General features: G+C 74.9%; 17 protein-coding genes. 9 read left to right on the top strand and 8 right to left on the bottom strand.

Annotated elements, in window-relative coordinates:
• The first annotated feature begins 106 nt into the window (after positions 1-106).
• Complete coding sequence (locus tag ACFZP7_RS26690) at positions 107-1687, top strand: alpha/beta hydrolase (RefSeq protein ID WP_385636199.1); 1581 nt, start codon at positions 107-109, stop codon at positions 1685-1687.
• 35 nt (positions 1688-1722) lie between these two features.
• Here ACFZP7_RS26690 and hemQ read toward each other — a convergent pair whose 3' ends face one another.
• Together hemQ and hemG are read right to left on the bottom strand one after the other, a co-directional pair.
• On the bottom strand, positions 1723-2454 hold the full coding sequence (gene hemQ, locus ACFZP7_RS26685; protein ID WP_019325978.1) for a hydrogen peroxide-dependent heme synthase: 732 nt from the start codon (positions 2452-2454) through the stop codon (positions 1723-1725).
• A 4-nt stretch (positions 2455-2458) separates the two neighbouring features.
• The gene (gene hemG, locus ACFZP7_RS26680) at positions 2459-3937 is read right to left on the bottom strand and encodes a protoporphyrinogen oxidase (protein ID WP_385636197.1); all 1479 of its coding nucleotides are present in this window, start codon (positions 3935-3937) and stop codon (positions 2459-2461) included.
• A 191-nt stretch (positions 3938-4128) separates the two neighbouring features.
• On the opposite strand from hemG, the gene ACFZP7_RS26675 reads away from it, so the two are divergent.
• Positions 4129-5130, top strand: coding sequence for a DUF4349 domain-containing protein (locus tag ACFZP7_RS26675; RefSeq protein WP_385636194.1), 1002 nt, complete (start codon positions 4129-4131; stop codon positions 5128-5130).
• A 27-nt stretch (positions 5131-5157) separates the two neighbouring features.
• Complete coding sequence (locus tag ACFZP7_RS26670; RefSeq protein ID WP_385636192.1) at positions 5158-6555, top strand: FAD-dependent oxidoreductase; 1398 nt, start codon at positions 5158-5160, stop codon at positions 6553-6555.
• 170 nt (positions 6556-6725) lie between these two features.
• Here ACFZP7_RS26670 and ACFZP7_RS26665 read toward each other — a convergent pair whose 3' ends face one another.
• A complete protein-coding gene (locus ACFZP7_RS26665) occupies positions 6726-7073 on the bottom strand; it encodes a hypothetical protein (RefSeq protein WP_019325974.1) in 348 nt (115 codons plus the stop codon).
• A gap of 134 nt (positions 7074-7207) precedes the next feature.
• Here ACFZP7_RS26665 and ACFZP7_RS26660 point away from each other — a divergent pair, with 134 nt between their 5' ends.
• A complete protein-coding gene (locus ACFZP7_RS26660) occupies positions 7208-8026 on the top strand; it encodes a rhomboid family intramembrane serine protease (protein WP_210902572.1) in 819 nt (272 codons plus the stop codon).
• A 27-nt stretch (positions 8027-8053) separates the two neighbouring features.
• Here ACFZP7_RS26660 and ACFZP7_RS26655 read toward each other — a convergent pair whose 3' ends face one another.
• From ACFZP7_RS26655 to ACFZP7_RS26635, 5 genes are read right to left on the bottom strand one after another with little or no spacing between them, the layout of a single operon-like run.
• Complete coding sequence (locus tag ACFZP7_RS26655) at positions 8054-9250, bottom strand: MFS transporter (protein WP_019325972.1); 1197 nt, start codon at positions 9248-9250, stop codon at positions 8054-8056.
• Positions 9250-9789 carry a GNAT family N-acetyltransferase gene (locus ACFZP7_RS26650; RefSeq protein ID WP_127433838.1) on the bottom strand — a complete coding sequence of 180 codons (540 nt, stop codon included), beginning with the start codon at positions 9787-9789 and terminating at the stop codon, positions 9250-9252. Before ACFZP7_RS26650 ends, ACFZP7_RS26655 begins: the two co-directional genes overlap by 1 nt.
• Positions 9782-10990 (bottom strand): type III PLP-dependent enzyme, encoded by a 1209-nt coding sequence (locus ACFZP7_RS26645; protein ID WP_385636188.1) that lies wholly within the window; start codon positions 10988-10990, stop codon positions 9782-9784. Before ACFZP7_RS26645 ends, ACFZP7_RS26650 begins: the two co-directional genes overlap by 8 nt.
• Complete coding sequence (locus tag ACFZP7_RS26640; protein ID WP_385636186.1) at positions 10987-12312, bottom strand: DUF6271 family protein; 1326 nt, start codon at positions 12310-12312, stop codon at positions 10987-10989. The genes ACFZP7_RS26645 and ACFZP7_RS26640 overlap by 4 nt, the downstream gene beginning before the upstream one ends.
• A complete protein-coding gene (locus tag ACFZP7_RS26635) occupies positions 12294-13367 on the bottom strand; it encodes a YbiU family protein (protein WP_046249935.1) in 1074 nt (357 codons plus the stop codon). Before ACFZP7_RS26635 ends, ACFZP7_RS26640 begins: the two co-directional genes overlap by 19 nt.
• Before the next feature lie 482 nt (positions 13368-13849).
• Here ACFZP7_RS26635 and ACFZP7_RS26630 point away from each other — a divergent pair, with 482 nt between their 5' ends.
• The 5 genes from ACFZP7_RS26630 to ACFZP7_RS26610 all read left to right on the top strand — a co-directional run bounded on the left by ACFZP7_RS26630 (position 13850) and on the right by ACFZP7_RS26610 (position 19273).
• Positions 13850-15379 carry a glycoside hydrolase family 3 protein gene (locus tag ACFZP7_RS26630; protein ID WP_385636183.1) on the top strand — a complete coding sequence of 510 codons (1530 nt, stop codon included), beginning with the start codon at positions 13850-13852 and terminating at the stop codon, positions 15377-15379.
• A gap of 164 nt (positions 15380-15543) precedes the next feature.
• Positions 15544-16206 (top strand): HAD family phosphatase, encoded by a 663-nt coding sequence (locus ACFZP7_RS26625; RefSeq protein ID WP_019325966.1) that lies wholly within the window; start codon positions 15544-15546, stop codon positions 16204-16206.
• Between the two features lie 210 nt (positions 16207-16416).
• Positions 16417-17502 carry a monodechloroaminopyrrolnitrin synthase PrnB family protein gene (locus ACFZP7_RS26620; protein ID WP_385636181.1) on the top strand — a complete coding sequence of 362 codons (1086 nt, stop codon included), beginning with the start codon at positions 16417-16419 and terminating at the stop codon, positions 17500-17502.
• A 5-nt stretch (positions 17503-17507) separates the two neighbouring features.
• Positions 17508-18608 carry a hypothetical protein gene (locus ACFZP7_RS26615; protein WP_385636178.1) on the top strand — a complete coding sequence of 367 codons (1101 nt, stop codon included), beginning with the start codon at positions 17508-17510 and terminating at the stop codon, positions 18606-18608.
• Positions 18605-19273, top strand: coding sequence for a class I SAM-dependent methyltransferase (locus ACFZP7_RS26610; RefSeq protein WP_019325963.1), 669 nt, complete (start codon positions 18605-18607; stop codon positions 19271-19273). Before ACFZP7_RS26615 ends, ACFZP7_RS26610 begins: the two co-directional genes overlap by 4 nt.
• Position 19274 lies beyond the last annotated feature (1 nt).

The raw sequence follows: 19274 nt of genomic DNA, 5'->3' as shown, positions 1-19274 counted from the left end.
GGGCGTACGGAGGCACCGCGCGCCGACACCCGCGTGCGGTGCTTGCCCGGCCGGGCCGGCGCACCAAACATCCCTTGTGTCACACCGTGCACCGAAGGGATACGCGATGCGAGCTGCCGCCCTCTACTCGGCCGCCGGGATCTTGCTGCTGACCACCCTCGCCGCCGCTCCGGCGGAGGGGACGCCGGGCGGGCCCGGGGCCGCCGAGGCGCGCGGCACCGCCGTGGCCGCCGGGCGCGCGGCGGCGGCCGGCATCGAGTTCGGCAGGTGCCCGAAGGCGGAGGAACTGCCGGCCGCCCTGCGCTGCGGCACGGTCACCGTGCCCCTGGACTACGCGCGCCCCGACGGGGAGCGGATCGAGCTGACCGTCAGCCGGGTGCGGGCCACCCACAAGTCCCCGGAAGGCGGCGGGCGCGAGGTCCCCGGGCAGGGCGCCCTCCTCTACAACCCGGGCGGTCCGGGCGCCTCGGGCCTGTACTTCCCGCTGGCCGGCATGGTGCCCCAGTGGAAGCGGATCGCCGCCGCGTACGACCTCGTCGGGTACGCCCCGCGCGGGGTGGCGCCCTCGGCGCCGCTGTCGTGCCAGGACCCGGGGGACTTCTTCAAGGGCCCCCGTCCGGCGCCGACCCAGCCCTCGGACGCCTTCAAGGAGCAGCGGGCCGCCGAGGCCGAGGCGTACGCGCGCGGCTGCGCCGAACGGGCCGGGGACGCCCTGCGGCACTACCACTCGCTCAACAACGCCCGGGACCTGGAGGTCGTGCGGGCCGCGCTGGGCGAGGAGAGGCTGACGTTCATGGGGGCGTCGTACGGCACGTACCTCGGGGCGCTGTACGCGGAGCTGTTCCCCTCGCGGGTGCGGCGGATGGTGTTCGACTCGGTGGTGAACCCCGACCCCGAGGGGATCTGGTACCGCAACAACCTGGAGCAGTCGGAGGCGTTCGAGGACCGCTGGTCGGACTTCAAGGAGTGGATCGCCGAGCACCACGCCGTGTACGGGCTCGGGGACTCGCCGAGGGAGGTCCAGAACAGCTACGAGGAGGCGAGCGAGCGGCTGTCGGCGGAGCCCGCGGGCGGGACGGTGGGGCCCGCGCAGTTGCAGGGGGCGTTCCTGAAGGCCGGGTACTACGACGACTACTGGCCGCACCGCGCCGAGGCGCTGTCGGCGTATCTGCGGGGCGACCCGCAGCCGCTGATCGACCAGGCGGGGACGCGGACCGAGGAGGGCGCGGCCGGGGCGGAGAACTCCAACGCGGTGTACACGGCCGTCGAGTGCAACGACGCGCCCTGGCCGACCGACTTCGAGGTCTGGGACCGGGACAACACGCGGCTGGCGCGCCGGGCGCCGTTCGAGACGTGGGACAACGTGTGGACGAACCTGCCGTGCGCCTACTGGCGGGCGCCCCGGCAGCGGCCCCTCGACGTGCGCACCGGGCCGGGCGAGCTGCCGCCGACGCTGGTGCTGGCCGCCGAGGAGGACGCGGCGACCCCGTACGAGGGCGCGCTGGAGCTGCGCCGGCGACTGTCGGGGTCGGTGCTGGTGACCGAGCGGGACGCCGGGACGCACGGTGTCGGCGGCGGGGCGAACGCCTGCGTCAACGGCCACCTGGAGGCGTACCTGCTGGAGGGCCGCCTCCCGGCGCGGGACACGTCGTGCGCCCCGCGCCCGGAACCCGAGCCGAGGGGGTGACCGGGCGGCCCGGCCACCGGCTGACCGGGGTGCGCTCAGGCGAGCCCGGCCACCAGGTCGCCGAGGTCCTTGCGCCGCCCGGTGAAGAAGGGGATCTCCTCGCGGACGTGCATGCGGGCCTCGGAGGCGCGCAGGTGGCGCATGAGGTCGACGATGCGGTGCAGCTCGTCGGCCTCGAAGGCGAGGATCCACTCGTAGTCGCCCAGCGAGAAGGAGGCGACCGTGTTGGCGCGCACGTCCGGGTAGCCGCGGGCCATCTTGCCGTGGTCGGCGAGCATGCGGCGGCGGTCCTCGTCGGGCAGCAGGTACCAGTCGTAGGAGCGCACGAAGGGGTAGACGCTGATGTAGTCGCGCGGCGTCTCGTCGGCCAGGAAGGCCGGGATGTGCGAGCGGTTGAACTCGGCGGGGCGGTGCAGCGCCATGTTCGACCAGACGGGCTCCAGCGCGCGGCCGAGCCTGGTGCGGCGGAAGAGGTTGTACGCCTCCTGGAGCTGGTCGGCGGTCTCCGCGTGCCACCAGATCATGAGGTCGGCGTCCGCGCGCAGACCGGACAGGTCGTAGGTGCCGCGGATCGTCACGTCCTTGGCGGCGAGCTGGTCGAACAGCTCCTGGACCTCGTCGGCGTACCCGGCGCGGTCCTCGGGGAGGGTGTCCTTCAGCTTGAAGACGGACCAGAGGGTGTAGCGGATGACCTCGTTGAGGTCCTTGGCCAGCTTGCCCTTGTTGGGGATCCGCTCGGCGGCGGGGGTGGAGGCGTCGTCACTCATGACCCTATTCTCCCGCTCCGCCGTGCAGGCTCTGCACCGGGTGGGCGGTGAGCTGCTCCACACCCCGCGGGTCGCCGTGGATCCGGTCGACGGCCGCGTACGCGCTGGCGATGCTCGCGGGGATGCCGACGCCGTCGTACGCCGCCCCGCACACGGCGAGGCCCGGCAGCCCGGCGACGTGCTCCCGGATGCGGGCCACGCGCGCGTGGTGGCCGACGGGGTACTGGGGCAGGCCGTCCTGCCAGCGGGTGACGCGGGTGGCGACGGGCTCGGCGGCCAGACCGGTGGCCTCCTTCAGATCGTGCCGGGAGACGTCGACCAGGCCGGTGTCGTCGCGGCCCAGGATCTCCGTCTCGCCGTACCGCCCGACGGAGGTGCGCAGGACCACGAGATCCGGGTCGTCGGCGTCGATCCAGCCCCACTTGCGGGAGGCGAAGGTGGACGCCTTGATGGTGCGGCCGTCCACCGGGGGCACGAGGAAGCCGCTGCCCTCGGGGAGCGCGGCGGCGTCGGAGCGGCGGTAGGCGAGGGTGATCAGGGCCATCGAGGCGTACTCGACGGCGGCCAGCTCGGCCGCGGCGGCGGGGGCCTCGGCGCGCAGCAGCTCGGCGGCGGGGCGGGCGGGAACGGCGACGACGACCGCGTCGGCGTGCAGCGCCCGGTCGGCGGTGGTGACGCGCCAGCCGTGCTCGGCGGTGCGGCGCAGTCCGGTCACGGGCGTGTGGGTGACGATCTCGCCGCCTCGGGCGCGCACCGACTCCGCGACGGCGAGCGGGAGGGTGCCGATGCCGCCCTCGATGCCCATGAACACCGGGCCGGTGGCCGGTGAGGCGGCCGTGCGGCCCTGGACGGCGCGCACCGCCTCGGTGAGGGAGGTGTGGGTGCGGGCGGCCTCGAAGAGCTGGGGCACGGCGGAGCGCAGGGAGATGCGGTAGGCGTCACCGGCGTAGACGCCGCCCAGCAGCGGTTCGACGAGGCGGTCGACGACCTCGCGGCCCAGGCGTGCCGCCACGTACTCCCCCACCGCCACGTCGTCGCCGACCTCGGTGCGGGGCAGATCGGCGTCGCGCTCGATGCGGGCGAGGCCCTCGTCGGACAGGACGCCGGCCAGGGCGGCGGCGGTGCCGGGCACGCCCATGACGTGTCCCTTGGGCATGGGGCGCAGGGCGCCGCGGGTCCACAGGGAGGCCGAGGCGGTGGCCGGCGGCTGGAGGCGGTCGGCGAGGCCGACCTCGCGGGCCAGGCCGACGGCCTCGGGACGGCGGGCCAGCAGGGACTCGGCGCCCAGGTCGACGCGCACGCCGGCAACCTCGCCGGGCAGCAGCTTGCCTCCGACCCGGTCCGACGCCTCCAGCACCGTCACCCGCGCGCCGCGCTCCAGCAGCCGGTGGGCGGCGGCCAGTCCCGCGATCCCGCCCCCGATGACGACCACATGCCCCGTGCCCGCGGACTTCCCGTCCGCGGAGGTCTCCCTTGCGCTCATGCCCCCAGCGTCTCAGACCCGGTCACCGGCCCCGGGCAGGGGCCCGGGCCGCGGGTCGGGGCCGCGGCGTGAGGGTCCGTCCGGCGCGGCGAGGCCGGACCGTGACCTGTTCGGGACCGTTTCGCGCCGACCCCGGGGGCGGTTGCCGCGTCGTAGGAGCGACAGTCGTTCCTGCGATCCCGGGGGTCACCATGCGCAGACCGCGTTCCCTACGTCCCGTCCCGGCCCTGGCCGCCGTCCTGCTGGCCGCGTCCCTGGCGCTCACCGGGTGCGGGGCGGGGGGTGACGACTCCGGTGGCAGCGGTGCGGACAGCGCGGCCAAGGAGGCCGCCCCGTCGGCGGCGAGCGACCGGCAGGGTGCCGCGGGCGGCGGCGCGGAGGGCACCGAGGCGGCCGGGCCGCCGAAGACCTCCGCGAGCCACATCATCCGCACCGCCTCGCTGACGGTGCAGGTCGAGGACGTCCCCGAGGCCCTCGACGAGGCCCGCGCCAGGACCGAGAACGCGGGCGGTTACGTGGGTGACGAGACCACCCGGCGGGACGGGGACGGCCACGAACGGACCCGCGTCGTGCTGCGCATGCCGGTCGCCTCCTACCAGGACGTCCTCGACGACCTGGAGGGCACCGGGAAACTGGTGCAGCGCAGCGCGAAGGCGGAGGACGTCACCGATCAGGTCGTCGACGTGGAGAGCCGGATCAAGTCCCAGCGGGCCAGCGTGGCCAGGGTCCGCGAGCTGATGGACCGGGCCACCAAGCTGAGCGACGTGGTGACGCTGGAGGGGGAGCTGAGCAGCCGGCAGGCCGAACTGGAGGCGCTGCTGGCCCGGCAGGCGTCCCTGAAGGACCGCACCGGCCTGGCCACCATCACCCTCTCCCTGTCCGAGACGCCGGTGGAACCTGCGGAGAAGGACGAGGACCCCGGCTTCACGGACGCGCTGGCCGGCGGCTGGGACGCCTTCGTGACGATGCTGCGCTGGGTGATGCTGGTGGTGGGCGCGGTGCTGCCCTTCGCCGCGGTGGCGGCCCTGCTGGCGCTGCTGTGGCTGCGGGTGGTGCGGCCCCGGCTGCCGCGCCGGACGGCACCGGCGTCCGCGGCGCCCGTGACCGCCCCGTCCGCCGCGTCGGCGCCCCTGCCGACCGCCCGGCCGGTTCCCGACGCCGCGCCCCGCCGGGAGCCGGGCGGACGGGACTGAAATCCCCCGCCCCCGTAGCGTGTTCGCATGAACATGAGCGCTGCGGGCGGTACGGGAGAGCGACTGGTCGTGATCGGCGGTGACGCCGCGGGGATGTCCGCTGCGTCCCAGGCCCGCCGGTTGAAGGGACCTCGGGACCTGGAGATCGTGGCGTTCGAGCGCGGCCACTTCAGTTCGTACTCAGCGTGCGGCATCCCCTACTGGGTCGGCGGCGCCGTGAGCGACCGCGACGAGCTGATCGCCCGGACGCCCGAGGAGCACCGGGCGCGCGACATCGACCTGCGGATGCGGACCGAGGTCACGGAGATCGACCTCGCCCGCGGCCGGGTGCGCGCGCGTGACGTGGACTCCGGGGCCGAGTCCTGGACCTCGTACGACAAGCTCGTGATCGGGACCGGGGCGCGCCCGATCCGTCCCCGGATGCCCGGCGTCGACGCCCCGGGCGTGCACGGGGTGCAGACGCTGGACGACGGGCAGGCGCTGCTCGACACGCTGGCCGGCACCCGGGGCCGGCGCGCGGTGGTCGTCGGCGCCGGGTACATCGGCGTGGAGATGGCCGAGGCCCTGATCAACCGCGGCTACGAGGTGACGGTCGTCAACCGCGGCAGGGAACCGATGTCGACGCTCGACCCGGACATGGGCCGCCTGGTGCACGAGGCGATGGAGGGCCTGGGCATCACCATGGTGAACGACGCCGAGGTCACCGAGGTGCTGACCGGGGACGACGGCCGGGTCCGCGCGGTGGCCACCGCGGACGCCGAGTACCCGGCGGACGTGGTGGTGCTCGGTATCGGCGTACGCCCCGAGACCGCGCTCGCCGAGGCCGCCGGGCTGCCGCTCGGCGCCCACGGCGGGCTGCTGACCGACCTGGGCATGCGGGTGCGCGGACACGAGAACGTCTGGGCCGGCGGGGACTGCGTGGAGGTGCTCGACCTGGTCTCCGGGCAGGAGCGGCACATCCCGCTCGGCACCCACGCCAACAAGCACGGGCAGGTCATCGGCACCAACGCGGGCGGCGGTTACGCCACCTTCCCGGGCGTGGTCGGCACGGCGGTCAGCAAGGTCTGCGACCTGGAGATCGCGCGGACCGGGCTGCGCGAGAAGGACGCGCTGCGGGCGGGGCTGCGGTTCGTGACGGCCACCGTCGAGTCCACCAGCCGCGCCGGTTACTACCCGGGCGCCTCCCCCATGACGGTGAAGATGCTCGCCGAGCGGCGCACCGGGCGCCTGCTCGGCGTGCAGATCGTCGGCCGGGAGGGCGCGGGCAAGCGGGTCGACGTCGCGGCGGTGGCCCTCACGGCCGGGATGACGGTGGAGCAGATGACGGCCCTGGACCTCGGCTACGCGCCGCCGTTCTCACCGGTGTGGGACCCGGTGCTGGTGGCCGCCCGCAAGGCGGCACGGGAGGTGGAGCGGCACGGCTGAGGGAGGGCCCGGCTTGAGGGAGGGGCACGGCGGAGAGAGGGGGCGCCCCGCCCGGCGGGGAGGCACCTGCGGCCCCGGCCCGGCGGGGAGACACCCGGGATCGCAGGGGCACCCCGCCCGGCGGGGAGGCACCTGCGGCCCCGGCCCGGCGGGGAGACACCCGGGATCGCTCACGCCGTCCCGTTGATCCGGTCGATGGCCTGCCGCGCCTGCTCGGCCGGGGGCCGCGAGGGCAGCGACGACACCGAGGCCGCGGTGGCCGTCGTCACCGGCGCGGCGCCCACCGCGGGCGGCTGCTCACCGGCCGGCCGGGCGTGCGCGGCCCCCCGCGCGGAGCGCAGCCGGTGGCTGACCGCCTCGTCCAGCGTCACCGGCCGCTGCATCTGCGCGGCCAGCCGCCCGGCCTCCTGCCCGAGCCGGGCGACGTCCTCCCAGGGCAGCCGCAGCACGAGGGCGACCTCGGCCTCGCCGTCGGGCAGCGCGTGCATCGCGGGAGCCGCTGTGACCCGTTCGTTCATCGCCTGTTCCTCACGTCGTCCCCGCGCCCCGCCTTCCCCGGGACGCGGGCGGTTGCCGGGAGATACGCGCGCGGGGACTGCGGCGTTCAGGGGGCACACCGATTCACCGGCGGCGGGGCGGGCAGTAGTGACTCGTGGTCATCCCCGTCCATGACGTGAACCCCGCGCGGCGCACCCCCTGGGTGACGTACGCCCTCATCCTCGCCAACGTCCTGGTGTTCCTGTTCACCCCCGGGACCGCCGCCTCCGTGACGGGCGAGGGCAGCCTCGCGCAGCTGTGCCACCTCGAGGCGTTCCTGGACCAGTACGCGGCGGTGCCGCAGGAACTGCTCCACCACCGGATGCCCGCCCTGGTGCCCACCGGCGACACGGGCGTCGGCCCCCAGGGTCCGGGCTGCGTGGTCGGCCCGCCGGGCTACGACAAGTCGCCGGAGCTGAGCGTGCTGACGGCGATGTTCCTGCACGGCGGCTGGCTGCACCTGCTGGGCAACATGCTCTTCCTGTGGATCTTCGGCAACAACGTCGAGGACCGCCTGGGCCACCTGCCCTACCTGCTGTTCTACGGCGTCTGCGGCTACGCGGCGACCTACGGTTTCGCCCTCCTCGACTCCGACTCCGGCGCCCCGCTGATCGGCGCGTCGGGGGCGATCGCCGGAGTGCTCGGCGCGTATCTGGTGCTCTATCCGAGGGCCCGGGTCTGGGTGCTGGTGCCCTTCCTGATCTTCCTGCCGCTGCGGCTGCCGGCCTGGATCGTGCTGGGTTTCTGGTTCGGACTCCAGGCGGTGTACTCGTCCGGCGGGGCCGTCTCCGAGGCCGGCACCGTGGCGTACGCGGCGCATGTGTTCGGCTTCGTGGCGGGCATGCTGATCGCCTGGCCGCTGCGCCGCGGCACCCCGCCTCCGCCCGAGCCGCGCGGGCTGCTGTTCGGGCGGCGGGCGCGGCCGGGGTGGTGACGGAGGACGGCAGGGTGGCGGGGGCGGTCAGACGGGCGAGGTCTCGCCCCGGACGGCCGGTGCCGGGGTCCAGCGGATGCGGGTGCTGCACAGGGCGACGGCGCCCGCCGCGGCGGAGACGGCGCCCATCCCCCACGCCAGGTCGGTGGCACCGGCGATGAAGCCGATGAGCGGCGGGCCGGCCAGCAGACCGGTGGTGCCCATCGCGGCGACGAGGGTCAGCGCGTCCGAGCCCTGCCGGGCGGCGGCCGCGTAGACGCAGGGGGTCACGGCGGCGATGCCCAGGCCCATGCAGGCGAAGCCGGCCAGGGCCGGGGCGACGCCGCCGCCGATCAGGGCGGCGGCGAGGCCGGTGCCGGCCACCGCGCTGCCGACCAGGACGACCCGTCCGTCGCCCCAGCGGCCTCGCCAGCCGTCGGCGAACAGGCGGGCGACGACCATCATCCCGGAGACCACGGCGATGCCCAGGGGCGCGAGTTCCGCGGACGCCTCGGCGACGTCCTCCAGGTAGAGGGCGGACCAGTCGTTCATGGCGCCCTCGGCGACCGTGCCGAAGACCATCGCGCCGCACATCCACAGCGTCACCCGGGAGGGGAGGGACCGGCGGCGCCGCTCCCGCTTCGGTCCGGACGTCTCCGGGGCCGCCGCCGGCTCGTCGTCGAGGAGACCGGTCCGGGCGCAGACGCCCAGCACGGCCAGGAGGGCGACCGCCACGCCGAAGTGCGCCGCGACCGACCCGGTGGCGGCGGTCATGCCGGAGGCGAGCAGCGCCGCGAGCAGCGATCCGGCGCTGAAGGTGGCGTGCAGCCGGGCCATGGTGTTGCGCTCGAAGCGGGTCTCCAGGGCCGCGCCCTGCGCGTTCATGGCCACGTTCAGGCAGCCGACGAGGACGCCGTCGGCGCACATCACCAGCAGGGCCAGCGGGTAGTTCGGGGCGGCGGCCAGGGCGAGCAGCAGGAGGGCCAGGCCGAGCTGGGACAGCAGGGCGAGCCGCCGGGAGCCGAGGCGCCGCATCAGCCAGGCGACGAGGGGGAAGGACACCGCCGCACCGACCCCGGCGGCCATCAGGAGCACCCCGACCTCGGCGGCGCCCAGGTCCAGTCCGGACTTGATGGCCGGTATCCGCGCGGCCCAGGTGGCGTACTGGAAGCCGAGGGACAGGAACAGCGCGGCGATGGCCAGTTGGCCGCGCAGGAAGGGGTCGTGGAGGCGGGACACGCGCATCAGCTCACTTCGCGCAGGGAGGGGACGGGGGCGAGGGACGGGACCGGCCCGGACATGTAGACGGCGTCCGTGCCGTAGGCGCCGGCGGGCACGACCCCGGGGTGCGGGGTGAAGCCGCGTGCCGACCAGAACGGTGCCGTGCCGCCGACGGCGACCAGGGAGATCCGTTCGTCCCCGCGCGCCCGGGCGGTGCCGGCGAGGTGCCGCAGCAGCGCCCGGGCCAGGCCCCGGCGGCGCAGGCCGGGTGCCACGACGATGTCGTGCAGATGGAGGTTGCCGGGTCCGGACGCGGTCGCGGTGTCCTCCGCCCGGGCCAGGTCCGGGTAGCGGCGGAAGGGATAGGGCAGCGCCAGCGCGTAGCCGGCCGTGCGGGAGCCGACGTCCACCACGAAGCAGGTGTCCGGCGACGCCGCCGCCCGGGACTGCAGCGCGGCGCGGCCCTCCGACAGGCCGAGGCCGGTGTAGGCGTCGCGCTCCAGCGCCACGACGGCGTCCCAGTCCCCGTCGGCGAGGGGGCGTACGCGCACGGTCTCACCCATCGGCGCCGGTCCTCTCCTCCCGGCCCGCGCACGCGTACGGGAGCGGGGCGAAGCCGTTGAAACCCACGGTCGTGTAGCCGGCCGCGTACGCGCCGCAGGACAGCACCCAGACCGGGTCGCCGGAGGCCAGGGCCTTCGGTACCGGCACCAGGCCCTCCTCGTGGGAGTAGGCGTCGTCGCTGTCGCAGGTGGGTCCGGCGACGACGGCCGGGACGTGCGGACCGTCGGGGTGGCCGGGGAAGACCAGCCGGTACTGCAGGGCGTCCATCTCGTACAGGCCGTTGAACTTGCCGCAGCTCAGGTACAGCCAGTGCCGCCGTACCCCGTCGGCACCCCGGCGTTCGGCGAGGCGGGCCACGTGGGCGCGGATCGCGCCGTGGTCGGCGACGAGGTGCCGTCCGGGTTCGACGACGAAGTCGAGGGGCCCGCCGTGGACGCGGCGCAGGTCGTCCATGCCCTCCCGGATGACCGCGAAGATCTTGTCCAGCGGCGGGTCGAGGGGGTTGCCGCGCCGGTCCCGGTAACCGCGCGCGGGCAGGCCGCCGCCGAGGTTGACGTGGTCGACGCGGATGCCGCGCCCGGACAGGGCGCGCAGCACGTCGCCGAGGTCGTCCAGGGCGGTGCGCCACGCCTCGCCCGTCATCTGCTGGGAGCCGACGTGCACGGACAGGCCGGCCGGTGTCAACCCCAGCTCCCGGGCCCGTTCCAGGACCCGCACCGCGTCGTCGGGCGGGCAGCCGAACTTGTCGCTCAGGCCCCACAGGGCGCCCGCGCCGCCGGTGGCCACCCGGCAGAAGACGCGGGCGCCGGGGGCGTGGACGGCGAGGGCGGCCACGTCCTGGACGCTGTCGGTGGCGAAGGTGCGGACGCCGAGCCGGTACGCCTCGGCGATGTCGCGGTCGGACTTCACGGTGTTCCCGTAGTGCACGCGTTCGACGGGCACCCCGGCCCGCAGGGCCTGCGCCATCTCGCCGGGGCTCGCGGCGTCGATCCCGGCGCCCCGGCGTGCCAGGACGGCGATCACCTCGTCGACCGGGCACGCCTTCATCGCGAACCGGACGCGCACGTCCGGGAGTTCGGCGAGCAGCGCGTCGTGGCTTCCTCCGATGCCGGCCAGGTCGTAGACGACGCGGTCCTCGGTGGCTGCGGCGAGGGCGGCGGTCAGGGCCTCGCCGGGGCCGGCGCCCGGCGTCGCGCTCACCGGTGCCGCTCCGGCGGCCCGGGCAGGGACGTGGTGCGGGCGGCGGCCACCAGCCCTTCCCACGCCTCCGTCAGCAGCGCGAAGTCCGCGATGTCGGCCCGCGCCTCGTCGATGAGGCGCTCGCGGCGGCCGGCCAGGAGGTCGGCGAAGTCGGCGTACCGGCCGCCCAGGCGCCGGTAGGCGCGGTCGAGGGCGTCGAGCCGGCGGACGTTCTCCCCGGTGTCCAGGCCGGTGCTCTCGCGGGCGAGGGCGGCGACGGCGGACGGGCGGGCCCGGCCGTGCTCGTCCAGCAGCGTGTCGCCCGCCTCGGCCATGCGGTCGTAGACGAAGTGGAAGTAGCGCATCGACAGCAGGAACTTGGCGAAGCGGGTCTGGTAGGCGAGGAAGCCGTGGTCGGTCCTGCGTTCGCCGGTGTGGTAGTTGACGATGTGCCGGTTGTGCAGCACTCCGGGCAGCCGGGCGTCGTGCACCAGGTGGATCAGGAAGTAGTCGCTGCCGATGGTGTCCCGGGCGGGCGGCAGCGGCACCCGTTCGCAGACGGTGTCACCGTGGAAGGCGATGTTGCACATGTCCACGCGCATCGGGTCGACCACCGTCAGCAGCGAGTGGTCGGACGTGAAGGGCTCGGTGCCGGCGCCGAGGAAGGACTCCTCGACCAGCTCCCGTTTCCGCGCCCGGGACCAGTGCTCGGGCGCCCACAGGGACACGACGTCGTGGTAGGTCTCGGGGTCGGCGTCCCGTATCCGCCCGATGTCCACGGACGGTTCGCCCACGAAGGAGCCGCCCACCATGGCGACCCGCCGTCCGAGGAGGGCGTCGGGCAGGGCCGACTCGGTGACGCCGGGCAGGGCGTCGGCCGCGCGACGGCCGAGGGAGAGCAGCTCGTGGTGGACGGGGAAGACCGTGCGGCCGGCCAGGCTCTGGTACCGGCTGTCGGAGTCCCTGCGGTGGACGGACTCGCAGCCCAGCGCCGCCGCGATCAGGAAGGCGCGGTTGGTGCAGGCGCCGTAGGACAGCCCGTCGGGGAGCATCAGGTCCAGCAGCAGCGCGGGCTTGGCGGTGGTGGAGCGTGCCGTCACCCGGGTGAGGAAGTCGCGCTGGGCGGCCTCGTCGAGGTGGTGCGGGGTGATCCGGGGGTGGGCGGGCAGCCGGCGCAGCGCCTCGGCGTGGGCGGCGCGTTCGGGCGGCGGGCAGGAGTCGAGGACCAGCAGGTGGACATCGATGTCGAAGTGGGCGACGGCGTGGGCCGCCTCTTCGCCGAGGGCCGCGATGGTGTCCGGGCAGTGCCGGTTGGTGGGCAGGGTCAGGCAGATGCTGCGCATGCGGCTTCCCCGGTGGCCTCGTCCCGGTCGGTTCCCGTCTCCCCGTGCCAGGACTCCAGTCCCAGCAGCCGGGCGCCCAGCGCGTTCAGCTCGGCGGGCCCGTAGCGCTCGGACTCGTGGCGCCGGGCGTCGCCGAGGAGCGTGACGTTCCAGTCGGGCGTGGCGAGGGTGCGCCAGGACCGGACACGGGAGTCGCGCAGGGTGCGGTGGGTCTCCAGCGCGGGCATCATCGACAGGTACTGGACCGCGCGCACGCCGTCGCCCGAGAGGTTGGGCGCGACGCCGTGGGCCAGCAGGCCGTTCCAGATCAGCAGGTCGCCGGCTTCCAGGTCGGGCCGTACGACGGGCATCTCCGCGCGGTCGATCGCGGGCCGGATGGGGTCGCGGTCGTCGGGCTGGAGGGCCTTCCAGCGGTCGAAGCGGCGGAACAGCTCGGGGCAGCACTGGAAGCCGCCGTGGTCCGGCTTGGTGTCGTTGAGCGCGATGATGCCCTGGACGCGCTGCGGCAGGACGCCGAGGGAGGTGTCCACGTCCCAGTGCAGCTCGATGTCGAAGCCGCGCTCCGGCTTGTCGATGAGGGCGCGGTCGCGGTTGCCCACGTTGGGCGGGTTGAGGTTGAGCCGGTCCAGGGTGACCCAGAGCTCCTCGCAGTCCCACACGTCGACGAAGGCGTCGTAGACGCGCTGCGTCTGGCGGCTGTCCCAGATGAGCTGGTGGTGGTACGCCTCGACGAAGCCGTAGATGTGCAGTTCCCTGTCGAGGTCGGAGCGGTACTCGCGGTCCTGGTACCAGGTGTCGGGGCGGTCGGGGTCGAGCCCCTGGAAGTCCCAGGCGAAGTCCAGCAGCCGGCGCGCGGAGTCGGCGGGTATCGCCTCCTTCACCACGACGTAGCCGTACGTCTGCCAGTGCGCGAAGTCCTCCTCGGACAGCACCCGCAGCGGACGGGTCTTCTCGAGGTCGCGCAGCTGCGTGCGGGCCAGGTAGGTGTCGGCGTCCGCGCTGAAGTAGGGCAGGTCGGACGGGGCTCGGTGCAGGTAGGAATCGGGCGTCGCCATCGGGTGCTCCAGATCCTCGCCGTCGGCCCGTGCGGACGACGGCGGTGTGCGCGACGGAGGTCGGGCCGTCACGCGTGAGGTCGGTGGGCAGCGGGGCCCGCTCGCCGTCCGGGTGGCGGGAGCGGGGCGACGGGGGCGGCTCGGAGGGACGGGGTCTCCCTGGTCAGGGGGGACGTCCCGGGTCCCGCGCCCCCGTCCGGTCGGTCGTCTCGTCCGGGGTGGTCGTCACGGAAGTCGTCGCCGCGGGGGCGGCCTTGACGGCCGGCCGCGGCAGGGCGCCGACGGGAACACGCTCAGGTCACATGCGTCCCTCGCCGAACTTGCGCCTCACAATGGACTAGACCAAGCGAGACTGTCAACACCGTTCCGTCGGGGTTGAGTTGAGGGACGACCACCGGAAGCTCCCCCCTTGACACGTCCGGTTAGCCTGGGCGCGCACCGGCTTGGTCTATACCAAGATTCCGAACCGAAAGGCGCGGTCGATGGCCTCCAGCAAGCACAGCGGCGAGTTGCGTCGACTGGCGCTCTCCGTACTCCAGCCGGGATTCGTGGGCACCGAGCCGCCCGACTGGCTCCTGCGCGACATCGCCGACGGACTGGCCTCCGTGGTGCTCTTCTCCCGCAACATCGCCTCCGTCGAGCAGGTCGCCCGGCTCACCGCCCGACTGCGCGCGGAGAACCCGGAGTTGATCGTCGCGATCGACGAGGAGGCGGGCGACGTCACCCGGATCGAGTCCGCCACCGGGTCGTCGCGGCCGGGCAACTTCGCGCTGGGCACCGTCGACGACACCGAGCTGACCGGGGCCGTCGCCGCCGATCTGGGGCGGCAGTTGCACGCCGCCGGGGTGAGTCTCGACTACGCGCCGAGCGCGGACGTCAACTCCAACCCCGACAACCCGATCATCGGCGTGCGCTCCTTCGGCGCCGACCCCGCCCTGGTGGCCCGGCACACGGCCGCGTGGATCCGCGGGCTCCAGTCCTCCGGCGTCGCCGCCTGCGCCAAGCACTTCCCCGGCCACGGCGACGTCGCCGTCGACTCCCACCACGACCTGCCCGCCTACCCGGCGGGGCGGGAGGAGATCGCCGCCCAGGCGCTGCCCCCGTTCCGGGCCGCCGTCGAGGCCGGCGTACGCGCGGTCATGAGCGGCCATCTGCTGGTACCCGCCTACGACCCCGATCTGCCGGCCACGCTCAGCCGGCGCGTCCTGGGCGACCTGCTCCGCGGCGAACTGGGCTTCGACGGCCTCGTCGTCAGCGACGCCATCGAGATGGGCGCGGTCACGGCCCGCCACGGGATCGACGGGGCCACGGTGAAGGCCGTCGCCGCCGGGGTGGACGCCGTCTGCGTGGGGGGCGAGAGCGCCGAGGAGGCCACCGTCGCCCTGCTGGTCGAGGCGCTGGTCGCGGCGGTCACCGCCGGGGAGCTGCCGGAGGAACGGCTGGCCGACGCGGCGGACCGGGTGCGGGAGTTCGCCCGCTGGTCGGCGCGGCTGCGGGCGGACGGCGGCACCGGGAGCGCCGGGGGCGCGGCCGGGGACGGCATCGGACACATCGCCGCGCGCCGGGCCGTGCGGGTGACCGGGGCCGCGCGGGACGCCCTGCCGCTGACCGCCGCGCCGCACGTGGTGGAGCTGGCCCCGGTGACCAACATGGCCGTCGGCGACGAGACCCCGTGGGGCGTGGCCGGCCCGCTGCGCGAGCGACTTCCGGACACGACCTCGGTGCGCGTGGGCGGCCGGGACCTGGAGCGGGGGACGGTCGCGTTGGAGAGCTGCGCCCTGGAACCGGCCGCGGGACGCCCGCTGGTGATCGTCGCCCGCGACGCGGCGCGGCACGCCTGGATGGGCCGCGCGGTCACCGGCCTGACCGCCGCGCGGCCGGACGCGATCGTGGTGGAGATGGGCCTGCCGGGCACGGCCGGCGCCGCGGCGGCGCAGATCTTCACCCATGGCGCCAGTGCCGCTTCGGGTGTGGCCGCGGCGGAGGTCCTGACGGGATCGGCCGACCGCTGATTTCGGCCAACGGCCCGGCGCGGCCCGCGGGTGCGTCTCGAGTGACGGTTGATGCGGGCCGCTCCGCCACTTAGAGTGCAATGGTCCAGACCAACGGTGACCCTGGCGGCCGCATCCGTGCGGAACCGCCGGTTTCGCCATGCACGGGGGACGGGGGAAACGACGTGGGACGGGACACGTGTGTCCGCACCACCGAACGACTGATCATCCTGGATTTCGACGGGGTGGTGCTCGACACGGAACGCACGAGCATCACCGTCTGGCAGGAGTTGCTGCGTGAGTGCTCCCTGGAGCCGCTCGGCGGCCCCAGGGTGCGTCCCGACCGCACGCTCGACCGGGAAGCCCTGCGGCGCCACCTGACCGAGGCGGTCGGCCGGCGCCGGACCCGGGCCCTGTGGTCCGAGTTCGAACGGCGCAACCGCGCCCGGGCCGACCTCCTCGACACCGGAGCCGGAGTCCGCCCCTTCCTGGCCCACTGCCGGGACCGGGGGCACCGGCTCGCCATCGCCTCCGGCAACGAACGGGACTGGGTCGAGGGCCACCTGTCCCGCCTCGGCATCCGGTCCGCCTTCGCGTCCGTGCACTGCGCCGGACCCGGGGTGCGCACCAAGCCCGCCCCCGACACCTACCTGGGGGCACTGCGGGCCTGGGCACCCCGGCGGACGCGCGGGTCACTCGCGGTCGAGGACTCCTACGCGGGGCTGGCCGCCGCCCGCGCCGCCGGGCTGCCCGCCGTCTGGCTCACCGACGCCCCCCGCTCCGCGCCGTCGCCGGGGCCCGTGGCACGACGGGTGCGCGCGCTGGACGAACTCATCGGCTGCCTCTGAGCAGCCGGCGCGCACCGACGGGACGGCACCGGCACCGCCCGGACCGCACCGGCCCCCGTCACGACACCGCCCCCACCCCGAGAACACCGCCACCCCGACACCACCGAACCGCACAACCGTCCCACGGCAGGGGACCGCGACCGGGCCGCTTTGCGCCCGGTGCCGCCGTCACCGCCGTCGACCGCGCTCCCACCCCACCTGGAGACTGCGATGAACGTGCTGCTCGCCCCACCCATGCGTGAACTGGACCTGGACGTGGCCGGGTCCGACCCCCTCGACGCCGCCCGCGACGCGCCGCGGCTGCCCGCCCTCAACCGGGCCGGTGACATCACCGGCCTCGACCGCCTCGCCCGTTCCTGGACCGACCGGGTCCCCTCCCGCGTCCACGACGCCGTCACCGCCGGCGCGGCCCTGCGCGACCTCGGTTTCGTCCTCGCCTCCCTGGAACGCCACGGCGTCGACTACCGCAGCGTGCCCGGCGCGGAGGAGACCCTGCTGAGGCTGGGCGCCCTCACCGACGAGGTGCCCCGCGACAGCGTCTACACCTACGCGCTGCGCAACCCCGAGAACGCCGTGCGGTCCTTCACCGAACTGCCCGAGGAGGCGCTGTTCATCCGGGAGGTGCGCACCGCGGGCACGGCCCTGCGCCCCGCGGTCGACGCCCTGCTGGAAGCGCTGGCCGTGCCCGTGGACGATCCCGCGCTGGCGGAGCTGCTGGACGAGGCGACCCGGGGCTTCTCCGTCTTCGCGCAGTCGCTGCTCTCCGTGAAGCGGAACATCACCCCGGAGACCTTCTCGGGCGAACTGCGCCCCTACTTCCCGCCGATGACCGTCGGCGGGCAGGTGCTCTACGCACCCGGCGGCGCCCAGATGACGCCCCTGCTCGTGGACATCGTCCTGATCCGGCCGGAGCCCGGCGACCCCCTGGAGGAGTGGTACGAGCAGTACCTGCGCGAGAACGTGCCCTACCTGCCGGCCGCCTACCGCGCGGCGGGCGAGCGGGCCCGCCACCACCGGCCGCTGCTGCCCCGGCTGGTGGACGAGGCCGTGCGGCACTCCCCCGGGCACGGCACGGTCGCCCGCACGCTCACCGGACTGCGGGCGCTCATGCGGGAACTGCTCCGCTTCCGGCTGCCGCACCTGCGACTCGCCAAGGCCAACATGAACATCCGCCCCGACGGCTCCCTCGGCAGCGGCGGCTACACCACCGACTCCCTCGACCACCTGGCGGAACTGACCCTGGCGCGGGGCCGCCTCCTGTCCGGCGCCCCCACCGGCGACACCACTCGGAGGTGACCCCCGTGACCGGCACACCCACGGCTCCCCTGTTCGAACCCTTCGCCCCCGGCACCGTCCACCACCCGCTCGCCGCTCCCCTCCGCCCGGTGCGGGCCGTCGCGGACGAGGTGCGCGTGCGCTACCCCACCCGCCTCAACGCCATGGCCCTGCAGCCCGGTGCCATCGCGGGCGACCACCACCTCATCTACGACGCCGGCGAGGTCGTCCTCTCCGTCGCGCGCTACCACCACGTACGCGTGCGCCGTCGGGAACCCGGCGCCGGACTGCTGCTGGACCCCGGCGTCCGCCGGCCCGAACTGGTGGAGCACGCGGCCCGGATCATGTGCGCGGCGCTCGGCGCCGAACCCGACCTGGAGATCGGCGTCGACAGCGACCGGCTGCCCGTGCACGCCGGGTTCGGTTCCAGCAGCAGCCTCATCGCGGCCGTCGCCGCCGCCGTCAACCACCTCCACGGCTGCCCGGTGGACCGCGCCGACCTGCTGCCCTACCTCACCGGCAACCACGGCGAGGAGCACGGCGGCCGGCCCGGTCTGCTCACCCCCGTGCAGTGCATCGGCGGTTCGGCGGCCTCCGGCCTCTACCCGGGCGGGCTGCAGGTCGTCGCCGGACGCAGCACCGTCGTCCTGGCCGTGCCGGTGCCCGAGCGGCTGACCCTGGTCATCGGTGTGCCCACGAGCCTGGAGGAACGTCCCACCGACGAGCTGATGGCCGCCGAGGTCGCCCACTTCGACCGGTTCCGGGCGACCGGCGAACGCTGGGCCCCCACCATCGCCTTCCGGATGCTGCACGAGGCCATGCCCGCCGCGCTGCGCGGGGACCTGGCACCGCTCGGCTCCCTGGTCTTCGACTACCGCTTCCGGATGGGCAGCATCGAGAACTGCTCCTTCTCCCACCCGGGCCTGACCGAACTGGCCGGCGAGGTGGAGTCCCTGTGGCACGAGAAGGCGGCGACCGTCCTCGCCCTCTCCTCCGTCGGACCCGCCTTCTTCGCCCTGACCGACGACCCGGACCGCTGCGCCGGCCGCTTCGCCGAACTGGACATGGACGTCATCCACGCCCGGCCGCACAACGGCACCTACGAAGAGACGGGGACGCCCCGATGACCGACGCGACCACGGCCACCGGCCGCGCCGCCGCCTACTGGAACTCCCCCGAGACGGTCGCGGAGTTCCGCTCCCTGGACGTCCAGCCCTACCTCACCGACCTGCTCGCCCGCACCCCGGTCGACGGCCCCGCCCTCGACCTCGGCTGCGGCGGCGGCCGCAACACCCTGGCGCTGCTGGAGCGCGGCTTCGACGTCCTCGCCGTGGACCTGCACCAGGGCATGGTCGACGCCACCCGCGCCCGCACCGCCGCCTACCCGCCCGCCCGGATCACCGTCCGGCAGGGCGCCGCCGACGCGGTCCCGGCCGAGGACGGCGCGTTCGCACTGGCGGTCTGCTACGGCGTCCTGCACAACGCCGTCGACCGGACCCGGTGGGAGGCGTCGGTCGGGGAGATCGCCCGGGTGCTGCGCCCGGGCGGGCTGCTGGCCCTCAACACCTTCACCTCGCAGACGCTGGACCCGCGCCTGCGGCCGGGGGACGGCGACGGCCAGTACCTGCTGCCCGACGACGTGCCCATGACCCTGCTGCCCGTCCCCCGCATCCTCGACGCGTTCGCCGCGAGGGGGCTGCGCGCCGAGGGGGCCGCGCACACCTACGTCCGGGACCTGGACGTGGGCCCGCGGGCCGTCCTGCGGTGCGTGCTGCGCCGGGAGGGGGACTGAC

This window comes from Streptomyces sp. SudanB5_2050 (assembly GCF_964272335.1).
Classification (GTDB): Bacteria; Actinomycetota; Actinomycetes; order Streptomycetales; family Streptomycetaceae; genus Streptomyces; species Streptomyces rochei.
Note: the sequence above shows the minus strand (reverse complement) of the source record. Positions and strands in the feature narration are given on the sequence as shown.

What these genes read in the sequence shown, in the direction of transcription:
- ACFZP7_RS26670 (WP_385636192.1), top strand. Translation starts at nt 5,158, where the DNA reads ATGAACATGAGCGCTGCGGGCGGTACGGGAGAGCGACTGGTCGTGATC.
- hemG (WP_385636197.1), bottom strand. Translation starts at nt 3,937, where the DNA reads ATGAGCGCAAGGGAGACCTCCGCGGACGGGAAGTCCGCGGGCACGGGG.
- ACFZP7_RS26675 (WP_385636194.1), top strand. Translation starts at nt 4,129, where the DNA reads ATGCGCAGACCGCGTTCCCTACGTCCCGTCCCGGCCCTGGCCGCCGTC.
- ACFZP7_RS26610 (WP_019325963.1), top strand. Translation starts at nt 18,605, where the DNA reads ATGACCGACGCGACCACGGCCACCGGCCGCGCCGCCGCCTACTGGAAC.
- ACFZP7_RS26650 (WP_127433838.1), bottom strand. Translation starts at nt 9,789, where the DNA reads ATGGGTGAGACCGTGCGCGTACGCCCCCTCGCCGACGGGGACTGGGAC.
- ACFZP7_RS26630 (WP_385636183.1), top strand. Translation starts at nt 13,850, where the DNA reads ATGGCCTCCAGCAAGCACAGCGGCGAGTTGCGTCGACTGGCGCTCTCC.
- ACFZP7_RS26690 (WP_385636199.1), top strand. Translation starts at nt 107, where the DNA reads ATGCGAGCTGCCGCCCTCTACTCGGCCGCCGGGATCTTGCTGCTGACC.
- ACFZP7_RS26640 (WP_385636186.1), bottom strand. Translation starts at nt 12,312, where the DNA reads ATGCGCAGCATCTGCCTGACCCTGCCCACCAACCGGCACTGCCCGGAC.
- ACFZP7_RS26635 (WP_046249935.1), bottom strand. Translation starts at nt 13,367, where the DNA reads ATGGCGACGCCCGATTCCTACCTGCACCGAGCCCCGTCCGACCTGCCC.
- ACFZP7_RS26665 (WP_019325974.1), bottom strand. Translation starts at nt 7,073, where the DNA reads ATGAACGAACGGGTCACAGCGGCTCCCGCGATGCACGCGCTGCCCGAC.
- hemQ (WP_019325978.1), bottom strand. Translation starts at nt 2,454, where the DNA reads ATGAGTGACGACGCCTCCACCCCCGCCGCCGAGCGGATCCCCAACAAG.
- ACFZP7_RS26655 (WP_019325972.1), bottom strand. Translation starts at nt 9,250, where the DNA reads ATGCGCGTGTCCCGCCTCCACGACCCCTTCCTGCGCGGCCAACTGGCC.
- ACFZP7_RS26620 (WP_385636181.1), top strand. Translation starts at nt 16,417, where the DNA reads ATGAACGTGCTGCTCGCCCCACCCATGCGTGAACTGGACCTGGACGTG.